At 45.0% G+C, this 420-nt stretch carries 1 protein-coding gene; it reads right to left on the bottom strand.

The genetic code is table 11. The features are described from left to right. Positions 1–24: 24 nt before the first annotated feature. Positions 25–420, bottom strand: a 396-nt coding sequence (locus UF06_RS19015) for an IS630 family transposase (protein ID WP_052702583.1), incomplete at its 5' end; no start/stop codon positions are given.

Below are 420 nucleotides of genomic sequence, written 5' to 3'. Positions count from 1 at the left end.
TGTCCTGGGATCTTCAGGATCGTTTCAATTTTGAATTTTTTTAAAATCGTCTTGGACTTCTTGAGATTGCTTGGGGTGTTTTGAGCGGGAAGTTATCCATGAAAAGCCCATGTGGTCGAGCAGGTAATAGATAGAATCAGGGTGGTAGTGCTGGCCAAATTCTTTCACGATATAAGCGTGGATGTCGGCCCCAGTCAGTCGTCCGCCTTGTGTATCATTGGCTTTATCTTTTATGTATTGGCTCAATTGCTCTCTTTGCTCAAAAGTTAAGAAGGGGGGGGGGCGTCCCGTTCTTGGCTTTTCCTTCAGCCCTTCTAATCCTTCTTCAAGAAAAGTGTGAACCCACTTATTAACACTGGTTCGGCTCACCATAAGAAACTTGGCGATTTGGGTGCGAGAGTGTCCATCTTTGAAATGAGC

Origin of the sequence: Vibrio sp. S234-5 (assembly GCF_000960595.1) — a bacterium.
Classification (GTDB): Bacteria; Pseudomonadota; Gammaproteobacteria; order Enterobacterales; family Vibrionaceae; genus Vibrio.
This window is presented reverse-complemented; position numbering and strand designations above follow the sequence as displayed.